Raw genomic sequence first — 9,058 nt, 5'->3', positions numbered from 1 at the left:
GCTTCGGCTTGGGCAGCGCCGCAAGGCGTGATCCCAGGGTGCACCTGGCCGGAACGGCCGACCCCGCGCCCACCCGGCCTCGGACCGAGGAGATGTCCGGCGAGGCCATCGGCCCGGGCTACTGAGAGCCCGAGCCGGGCTCAGCTGCGCTTGGCGGCCTTCTTCGCCGGCGCCTTCTTCGCTGGCGCCTTGCGGGTCGTCTTCTTGGCCGGACGCTTGGCGGGGCCACGAGCCCGGCGATCGGCCAGCAGTTCGGCGGCGCGCTCGTCGGTGATCGAGGCGACGTCGTCACCCTTGCGCAGGCTCGCGTTCGTCTCACCGTCGGTGACGTACGGACCGAACCGGCCGTCCTTGATCACCATCGGCTTGCCCGTCGCCGGATCGACGCCCAGCTCACGCAGCGGCGGCGCGGCGGCACCCTGCCGGCCGCGGCGCTTGGGCTCGGCGTAGATCTTCAGCGCTTCCTCGAGGGTGATGTCGAACATCTGCTCCTCGGTCGCTAGCGAGCGAGAATCGGTGCCGCGCTTGAGGTATGGGCCGTACCGGCCGTTCTGCGCGGTGATCTCCTCGCCGGTGGCGGGGTCCACACCGACCACCCGCGGCAGCGACAGCAGCCGCAGCGCGTCCTCGAGCGTGACCGTCTGCAGGTCCATCGAGCGCAGCAGCGAACCGGTGCGGGGCTTGGGACCGGTCGGCTTCTTGCCCTTCTTGGCCGGCGCGGCGCTGCCGTCATCGTCGCCGTGCGGCGGCTCCGGCAGGATCTCGGAAACGTAAGGGCCGTACCGGCCGTCCTTGGCGACGATCTCGTGCCCCGTTTCCGGGTCCACCCCCAGCACGCGGCCCTCCTGCGGCGTGGCGAACAGCTGCTCGGCCACCTCCAGCGTCAACTCGTCGGGGGTCAACGAGTCGTTGAGGTTGGCCCGCTGCGGCTTGAGTTCGCCGCTGGGATCATCGGGGTCACCGGCCACCATGCGTTCCAGGTAGGGCCCGTTCTTGCCCACCCGGACGTAGACCGGCCGGCCCTGTTCGTCGTCAAAGAGCTTGATGGAGTTGACTTCTCGGGCATCGATGCCCTCCAGGTTGACGCCGACGAGCTTCTTCAGGCCACCGGAGCGGGCCACCGAGTCGGCCACCCCGTGCTCGCCGCCGAAGTAGAAGTTGTTGAGCCAGTCGGTGCGTCGCTCCTGCCCCGAGGCGATCGCGTCGAGCTCGTCTTCCATCGCCGCGGTGAAGTCGTAATCGACCAGGCGGCCGAAATGCTGTTCCAGCAAACCGGTTACGGCGAACGCCACCCAGGACGGCACCAGGGCGCTCCCCTTCTTGTGCACGTAGCCGCGGTCCTGGATGGTCTTGATGATCGACGAGTACGTCGACGGGCGGCCGATGCCCAGCTCTTCGAGCGCCTTGACCAGTGACGCCTCGGTGTAACGCGCCGGGGGATTGGTGGCGTGGCCGTCGGGGGTGAGTTCGATGGCGTCCAGCCGCTGGCCCTTGGTCAGCTGCGGCAGCCGGCTCTCGGCGTCGTCGGCCTCGCCGCCGGCCAATTCGTCCACCGTCTCCACGTAGGCCTTCAGGAAACCCGCGAAGGTGATGGTGCGACCGCTGGCCGAGAACGTGACGTCGCGGCCCGCCGACTGACCGTTGATCCGCAGGCTCAGCGTGGTGCCGCGGGCGTCGGCCATCTGCGAGGCGACCGTGCGCTGCCAGATCAGCTCGTAGATGCGGAATTCGTCGCCGTCGAGCTCGCGGCGCACCGCGTCCGGGGTCGCGAACGTCTCACCCGCGGGGCGGATCGCCTCGTGCGCCTCCTGCGCGTTCTTGACCTTGCGCGTGTACTGCCGCGGCGACGGGGACACGTATTCCGCGCCGTAGAGCTGGCGGGCCTGGGTGCGGGCGGCGTTGATCGCGGACTCCGAGAGCGTGGTGGAGTCGGTACGCATATAGGTGATGTAGCCGTTTTCGTAGAGCCGCTGGGCGATGCTCATGGTGCGCTCGGAGGAGAACCGCAACTTGCGGCCGGCCTCCTGCTGCAGCGTCGAGGTCATGAACGGCGCGTAGGGGCGCCGCGTATAGGGCTTCTCCTCCACCGAGGCGACGTTGAGCTGCGCGCCGCGCAGGCCCGCGGCCAGCTGCGTGGCGCTAGCCTCGTCGAGAACGGTCACCTCGTCGGCCTTGCGCAGCTGACCCAGCGAGTCGAAGTCGCGGCCAGAGGCCACGCGCAGGCCGTCGACGCCGGTCAGGCGGGCGGTGAAGGTGGGCGGCGAGGCCTGCGGGTCGGACACGCTCGCGTCCAGCTGGGCGACGATGTCCCAGTAGGAGGCGCTGCGGAACGCCATGCGGTCGCGTTCGCGCTGCACGATGATCCGGGTCGCCACCGACTGGACCCGGCCCGCCGACAGCTTGGGCGCGACCTTCTTCCACAGCACGGGGCTGACCTCGTAGCCGTACAGCCGGTCCAGGATGCGCCGGGTTTCCTGCGCGTCGACCAGATCGATGTCCAGGTCGCGTGGGTTTTCGGCGGCCTCGAGGATGGCCGGCTCGGTGATCTCGTGGAACACCATCCGCTTGACCGGGATGTTCGGCTTGAGGGTTTCCAGCAGGTGCCAGGCGATGGCTTCGCCCTCGCGGTCACCATCCGTGGCCAGGTAGAGCTCGTCGACTTCCTTGAGCAGGCCCTTGAGTTCGGTGACCGTGCTCTTCTTCTCGGGGCTGATGATGTACAGCGGTTCGAAGTCCGCGTCGACGTTGACCCCGAGACGGGCCCAGGGCTCCGACTTGAACTTCGCCGGCACGTCGGCGGCGGCCCGGGGCAGGTCGCGGATGTGGCCGCGCGAGGACTCGACGATGTACCTGGAGCCCAGGTAGCCGGCCAGTTTGCGCGCCTTGGTGGGCGACTCGACAATCACGAGTCGCCGGCGGCTGCCATTCCCGCCGCTACCGGTGTCCTTTAGTTTCGGGTCAGCCAACTGCCCTTACGCTCCATCCGTGATTGGTCCCCCCTGCGAGACCACCTGCAGGAAGAATGACAGGTCGGCATCGAAAATTCCGGTGAAATTCAGGTACGCGACCGTTCCTTCGCCCTGCGGCACCTGACAATTTCGCACCCTTGGGCGGGCCTGCGCAAACTGACCTTCGGGAAAACGGCGGAATTTCGACCGTCGTCCGCCGGCTAGACGCGCGGCCAGCGGGCGGACGCGTCGGCGCCCTCGGGCGGTTCCCCCACGTTTTCTACCAGGCGCGATAGCCTGCGGCGTCCGCTGATCCGCAACGCCGGGCGCCCGCCGCGGGTGCCGATCAGGGTGGGCGCGATCCCCACGCGCATCAACGCCGACGCCAGCGGCGAGTGCGTGTCCGGCGCGTGCGGGTCCAATGCCAGCAGGTAATGCTCGCCCTCCGGGTTTCCGGCCGCCAGCGTCCACGCCCGCAGCTCGCGCGGCCCGGGCAACCAGCGCGGCGGCACGGTCTTGACCGCCCCGCGCGTCCATTCGGCGGCCAGCGTGCTCAGCGAGGGGTCCACGGCGGTGCGCACCAACGGGGTGTCCTCGTCGGTACGGCCGATCTCGGCGACCAGGCCCGCCTCCCGGATCATCTCGGCCAGCCCCGAGGCCCGCCAGGGCTGGTCCACGACCACCGACAGCCGAGCACCCGCAACGGCGTTTTCACCGGTGGCACCGACGGTGACGATCTGCCCGGACGCCGCCAGCACCCCGGAAAGATCGGCGACCGCAGGCGGCACCGACTCCGCTGTAAAGAAGGAAAGCTGGCTCACGCCACCGACAGTAGGCCAGGGGGCCCGCCCGCGTCTTGAGGCAACCGGCGCGCCGTGGGGCGTCGACAGGCATGCACGCCTGGTTGCCGCGGTAAGAGAGGAAACCCCCCGGCTGAACCCGCTGGGCGGGTCTGCACGGGGGGATCCGTTCAGGTCTGCTCTCGTTTAGACGGAGCGGACTCCGGTGGCCTGGGGGCCCTTAGGGCTATGGCCGATCTCGAACTCGACCTTTTGGTTCTCTTCGAGGGTGCGGAAGCCCGAACCCTGGATCTCCGTGTAGTGGACAAACACATCCGCGGAACCGTCTTCAGGGGCGATGAACCCGAAGCCCTTCTCCGCATTGAACCACTTCACAGTTCCCTGTGGCATCTCTCGATCTTTCCTTTTCTTCTGGGTGCGGGGCATCGCTTTTCGATGCCCCGGGCCTGGTACGACCGCCATACCTCGCTGAGTCGCCGGAACTTCACCCGACCGATTAACCTCGCAGGAACCGCGGCCGCAACGTCGATCCTGCGAAAGTTTGACACGAACACAGAAGCTGCGACCGCAAATAGTCAACCATGTTCATCGCGTCGGCGACAGACTTGTGTCATCCGCCGATTCGAAGGCCGATTCGAAGGCCGATTTCACAATCGGATCCCGGAGGAAGTGAGATGGCGAGTTTCGGCAGCGACCTGCTGGCCGCCGCACTCGCCGGAACCGCGGCCGACGAGCATCCGCTGCGTCACGTCGCCGAACTGCCGCCGCGCAGCGGCCGGCCGCACGATTGGCCGGACTGGGCCGAGTCCGACGTCATCGCCGCGTTCGCCGAGCGCGGGATCAAATCACCGTGGTCGCATCAGTTCGCGGCCGCCGACCTCGCGTACTCGGGCCGCCACGTCGTGCTCAGCACCGGTACCGCCTCGGGAAAATCGCTGGCCTACCAGCTTCCGGTGCTCAACGCGCTGGCGACCGATCCGCGCGCCCGGGTGCTCTACCTGTCACCGACAAAAGCGTTGGGCCACGACCAATTGCGCGCCGCGCACGCGCTGACGGCCGCGGTTCCGCGGTTGCGGGATCCCGGTTTCGGGGTAGCCCCCACCGCGTACGACGGTGACAGCCCGACCGAGGTCCGCCGCTTCGCGCGGGAACGCTCGCGGTGGTTGTTCTCCAACCCCGACATGATCCACTTGTCGATCTTGCGCAACCACGCCCGCTGGGCCGTCCTGCTGCGTGGCCTACGGTTCGTGGTGGTCGACGAATGCCACTACTACCGTGGGGTATTCGGCTCGAACGTGGCGATGGTGCTGCGCCGCCTGCTGCGGTTGTGCGCCCGCTATTCGGCTCGTCCTGAATCCCAGCCGACTTTCATCTTCGCCAGCGCCACAACGGATTCGCCGGGCGCGACGGCCGCCGAGCTGATCGGGCTGCCGGTGCAGGAGGTCACCGAGGACGGGTCACCGCAGGGCGCCCGGACCGTGGCGTTGTGGGAGCCCGCGCTGCGGGCCGACCTGACCGGCGAGAACGGGGCGCCGGTGCGTCGGTCCGCTGGTGCCGAGGCGGCGCGGGTGATGGCCGACCTGATCGCCGAGGGCGCTCAGACGCTGACGTTCGTGCGGTCCCGCCGCGCAGCGGAACTGACCGCGCTCGGCGCGCAGGCGAGGCTGGATAACATCGCTCCGGAGCTGTCCCGCACGGTCGCGTCGTATCGGGCCGGCTACCTTGCCGAGGACCGCACCGCGTTGGAGCGCGCGCTGGCCGAGGGCCGGCTGCGGGGGCTGGCCACCACCAACGCGCTGGAGCTGGGCGTGGACATCGCCGGCCTCGACGCGGTGGTGCTGGCCGGTTTCCCCGGCACGGTTGCGTCGTTCTGGCAGCAGGCCGGCCGGTCCGGGCGGCGCGGCCAGGGCGCGCTGGTGGTGCTCGTCGCCCGGGACGATCCGCTGGATACCTACCTGGTGCACAACCCCGCGGCGCTGCTGGACAAGCCGGTCGAACGGGTCGTGATCGACCCGGGCAATCCGTACATCCTGGGTCCGCAGCTGCTGTGCGCGGCAACCGAACTGCCGCTGGACGAGGCCGAGGTGCGCACCCTCGGCGCCACCGAGGTGGCCGACGGCCTGGTCGATGACGGGCTGCTGCGGCGGCGCGGCGGAAAGTACTTTCCGGTGCCCGGCCTGGAACCGCATGGCGCGGTGGACATCCGGGGCTCGGCGGGCGGCCAGATCGTCATCCTGGAGGCAGACACCGGAAGGTTGCTGGGCAGCGCCGACGCGGGGCAGGCGCCGGCCGCCGTCCACCCCGGCGCGGTGTACCTGCACCAGGGCGACAGCTACGTGGTCGACTCGCTGGACACCGAGGAAGGCATCGCGTTCGTGCACGCCGAGGACCCCGGTTACGCGACGTACGCGCGGGAGATCACCGACATCGCCGTCACCGGCACGGGCGAGCGCCTGACGTTCGGGCCGGTCACATTGGGCCTGGTGCCGGTGCGCGTCACCCACCAGGTGGTGGGGTACCTGCGCCGCCGGCTCTCCGGGGAGGTGATCGACTTCATCGAACTCGACATGCCGGAGCACACCTTGGCCACCATGGCGGCGATGTACACCATCACCGAAGATGCGTTGCAGCGCAAGGGCATTGAGGCGCTCCGGATCCCGGGCGCCTTGCACGCCGCCGAACACGCGGCGATCGGGTTGCTGCCGCTGGTGGCCAGTTGCGATCGCGGCGACATCGGCGGCCTGTCCACGGCCGTCGGGCCCGATCCCCTCGGCCTGCCCAGCGTCTTCGTCTACGACGGCTATCCCGGCGGCGCGGGTTTCGCCGAACGGGGCTTTCGCCAGGCCCGCACCTGGCTGGGCGCAACGGCCGCCGCCATCGAGGCGTGCGAGTGCCCCCGCGGATGCCCGTCGTGTGTGCAGTCCCCCAAGTGCGGCAACGGCAACGACCCCCTCGACAAGGCGGGCGCCGTGCTGGTGCTGAAGCTGGTTCTCGCGCAACTGGCGCGGGGGCCACGGAAGGCCGAGCCCGGCGGGTGACCGCCGCCCGGGTGATGTGGCGAAGCCCGCACTCCCGCGGACCCATGCCCTCACCGTAAAATCGGCCGCATGGCCCACGACTGGTTGCTCGTGGAGACACTCGGGGGTGATCCCACCGTTGTGGCGCAGGGCCGCCAACTGAAGAATCTCGTCCCCATCACCACGTTCCTGCGTCGAAGTCCCTATCTGGCCGCGGTGCGCACCGCGATCGCCGAGTCGGTGCAGACCGGCCAGGCGCTGACCAGCATCACGCCCAAGCGAGACCGCATCATTCGCACCGAACCGGTGGTGATGTCGGACGGATTCATCCACGGCGTGCATGTCTGGACCGGCCCAGCCGACGCCGAACCACCCGAGCGGCCGGTCCCGGGGCCGTTGAAATGGGACCTGACGCTCGGCGTGGCCACCGATACCCGCGAATCGCTGATCAACAGCGGCAAGAACCCCGAGGTCGAGGTCACCTTCGGCAGGGCGTTCGCCGAGGACCTGCCGTCGCGGGAACTCAACCCGAACGAAACCAAAGTCCTGGCCATGGCGGTCAAAGCCAAGCCGGACCAAACCCTTTGCAGCACATGGGATCTCACCGACTGGCGGGGAGAGTCGATTCGGATCGGTTTTGTCGCGCGCACGGTTCTGGAACCGGGGCCCGACGGCCGGGAGCATCTGGTGGCGCGGGCCATCAACTGGCAATCCGAACTCAAGGGCCCGGAGGTGTCGACCGACGATCTCGCCCAGCGAATCCTCAGCGGCCTGGCCCAGGCCGGGGTGCACCGCGCGCTGATCGACCTCAACACCTGGTCGCTGCTGAAATGGCTCGACGAGCCCTGCACCTTCTACGACTGGCGCAGCAGCGAGACGGGTAAGCCCCGGGTGCACCCCGACGACCAGGACCTGATGTCCACCATGACAAGGGAATTCAGCGGCGGGGCCACCAGCCGGGTGTTGCGGATGCCCGGGCACAACGGGGATTGGGTGCCGGTGCACGTCACCGTCAACCGGGTGGAACTGGAACCGGATACCTACGCCGGACTGGTCTCCCTGCGCCTGCCCACCGACGACGAGCTGGCCTCCGCGGGATTGTCGCCGACGCCGGACGCCGCGCCCTAATCGGATACCCCGGCCGCGGGCCCCGCCCGTGCGGCGGCCTTGGCCGCGCCGCCGAAGGTGACCGCCACCCGCGCCGTGACGACGACATCGAGACCGTCGACCACACAGCCGATGTCGTCGACCCGCATCCGGTGGGCCACCACGGTGGCGCCCGCGCACGCCGTGTCCGCTCCCGAGCTCAGCCTTGCCGCCGCGGCCAAGGCGGCCAGGTCGGCCACCGCCTGCGCGCGGTGGCGAGCCACCACCGCCGAGCCCAGGTACACACCGGCGCCGGTCGCCGTCAGCAACGCCACGATCATCCAGGCCGCGACCAGCGTCGCCGAGCCTCGATCACCGCGAAGGCTCGGCCGCCGAAACCGCGCTGGCCGCAATGTCGATGGCGGGCAACACCTTCGAATGCGCGACGACCGTGGCCACCAGGAATTGCCCGTCGCGGCGCAGGTCCACTCGCGCGCCGCCCGGCGCGAGATGGCGCGCGGCGGCCACGGCGGAGCGTTCGTCGCCGCGGGCCGCCAGCCGGGCCGCTTCACGGGCGGCGTCGATGCAACGAACCTGCATCGACACCGCTGTGACACCGGCCAGGCACAGCACCAGCACCACAACCAGGGCGGCGATGCCCAGTGCCGCCTCGACCGTGCTGGCACCGGCACTTCCGGTCAGACCTTGGTGTTGAGCGCGCGACCGATGATGTTGGTCAGCGCCGAGACGATGGAATCGCCGGTGACGACGGTGTACAGCACGGCGCCGAAGGCGGCCGCCGCGATGGTGCCGATGGCATATTCGACCGTCGACATGCCCGACTCGTCGGCGGCCAGCACGGCCAGCCGCGCGGAGATTTCGCGAAACAGGTTGAGTATCAATGACTTCCTCTCTTTTCATAGCAGACCCGATTGCAGAACCTGACCGGCCAGACCAGCCACCACCGGAACGATGCCCAGGCAGACGAACGCCGGCAAAAAGCACAGGCCCAACGGTCCGGCGATCAGTACGCCGGCCCGCTCGGCGGCCGCGCTCGCCGCGTGCGTGGCGTCGTGGCGCGAGTCCTCGGCCAACTCGGCGACGCCACCGGCCAGCGCCGCACCCGAGGACGCCGAACGCCGGGCCAACCGCAAAAGCGCATCGATCTGCGGGTCGGTCGCATCCTGCGCGTCGGACGGAACCGACC

At 69.4% G+C, this 9,058-nt stretch carries 8 protein-coding genes and 1 pseudogene; 2 read left to right on the top strand and 7 right to left on the bottom strand.

Annotation, left to right across the window (positions count from 1 at the left end; all coding sequences use genetic code 11):
* Positions 1-140 precede the first annotated feature (140 nt).
* From topA to cspA, 3 genes are all read right to left on the bottom strand, one after another.
* A complete protein-coding gene (gene topA, locus DQP58_RS24605; protein ID WP_112710726.1) occupies positions 141-2,966 on the bottom strand; it encodes a type I DNA topoisomerase in 2,826 nt (941 codons plus the stop codon).
* A gap of 203 nt (positions 2,967-3,169) precedes the next feature.
* A complete protein-coding gene (locus DQP58_RS24600) occupies positions 3,170-3,769 on the bottom strand; it encodes a hypothetical protein (protein ID WP_112710725.1) in 600 nt (199 codons plus the stop codon).
* Between the two features lie 165 nt (positions 3,770-3,934).
* Entirely contained in the window at positions 3,935-4,138 is a 204-nt protein-coding gene (gene cspA, locus DQP58_RS24595) for a cold shock protein CspA (RefSeq protein WP_007166602.1), read from the bottom strand.
* A gap of 284 nt (positions 4,139-4,422) precedes the next feature.
* Here cspA and DQP58_RS24590 point away from each other — a divergent pair, with 284 nt between their 5' ends.
* Positions 4,423-6,786 (top strand): DEAD/DEAH box helicase, encoded by a 2,364-nt coding sequence (locus tag DQP58_RS24590; RefSeq protein WP_112710724.1) that lies wholly within the window; start codon positions 4,423-4,425, stop codon positions 6,784-6,786.
* A 69-nt stretch (positions 6,787-6,855) separates the two neighbouring features.
* Positions 6,856-7,893 (top strand): PAS domain-containing protein, encoded by a 1,038-nt coding sequence (locus DQP58_RS24585; protein ID WP_112710723.1) that lies wholly within the window; start codon positions 6,856-6,858, stop codon positions 7,891-7,893.
* On the opposite strand, the gene DQP58_RS24580 is transcribed toward DQP58_RS24585, so the two are convergent.
* The 4 genes and pseudogenes from DQP58_RS24580 to DQP58_RS24565 form a co-directional block, all read right to left on the bottom strand.
* Positions 7,890-8,264, bottom strand: coding sequence for an Rv3654c family TadE-like protein (locus DQP58_RS24580; RefSeq protein WP_112710722.1), 375 nt, complete (start codon positions 8,262-8,264; stop codon positions 7,890-7,892). The genes DQP58_RS24585 and DQP58_RS24580 overlap by 4 nt on opposite strands.
* A complete protein-coding gene (locus DQP58_RS24575) occupies positions 8,224-8,553 on the bottom strand; it encodes a TadE family type IV pilus minor pilin (RefSeq protein WP_205869536.1) in 330 nt (109 codons plus the stop codon). Before DQP58_RS24575 ends, DQP58_RS24580 begins: the two co-directional genes overlap by 41 nt.
* Complete coding sequence (locus DQP58_RS24570; protein WP_066867734.1) at positions 8,550-8,750, bottom strand: DUF4244 domain-containing protein; 201 nt, start codon at positions 8,748-8,750, stop codon at positions 8,550-8,552. Before DQP58_RS24570 ends, DQP58_RS24575 begins: the two co-directional genes overlap by 4 nt.
* A gap of 18 nt (positions 8,751-8,768) precedes the next feature.
* Positions 8,769-9,058: pseudogene (locus DQP58_RS24565) on the bottom strand (type II secretion system F family protein); the annotation flags it as partial.

It is taken from the genome of Mycobacterium colombiense, assembly GCF_003284975.1.
Taxonomy (GTDB): Bacteria; Actinomycetota; Actinomycetes; order Mycobacteriales; family Mycobacteriaceae; genus Mycobacterium; species Mycobacterium europaeum_A.
This window is presented reverse-complemented; position numbering and strand designations above follow the sequence as displayed.